This is a genomic window from Halorubrum sp. SS7 (assembly GCF_005435055.1).
Taxonomy (GTDB): domain Archaea; phylum Halobacteriota; class Halobacteria; order Halobacteriales; family Haloferacaceae; genus Halorubrum; species Halorubrum salinarum.
The window spans coordinates 1-314 of record NZ_SGXV01000482.1 but is presented as its reverse complement, the minus strand read 5'-3'; the positions used below and the strand labels follow the sequence as shown (position 1 = coordinate 314).

The window sequence follows — 314 nt, the reverse complement described above, 5'->3', positions numbered from 1 at the left end:
AGTTGCCGATCTGCTTCACCACGTCCCCGTAGCTCCCGGTCAGAACGTAATCGTCCGGGAACGACTGGAGTCGCTTGAGTTCCTCCTCGGTGAACTTCCGGTTCTCCCAGTGGAACGGTCCCGATGCGGCTCCCGGCTGCGCTTTCAGCGTTCGGACCGGCTCCTCGGGATCCGTCTTGTAGAGGTAGTCGGAGAAGCGCGAGCGCCACCCGAACACTGGGTCCGGGTGTCCCAGCTTCTCCGTGTAGAAGGAGTAGTTCAGCCCCGGCGGGATGTCGTCGAGGAGGTGCGCGTGCTTCGACGTGACCTCGTAC

The 314-nt window shown here is 63.1% G+C and carries 1 protein-coding gene; it reads right to left on the bottom strand.

What is annotated here, in order from left to right; translation table 11 throughout:
* A partial coding sequence (locus tag EXE44_RS18870; protein WP_199241298.1) for a DNA cytosine methyltransferase occupies positions 1-314 on the bottom strand: 314 nt, incomplete at both ends.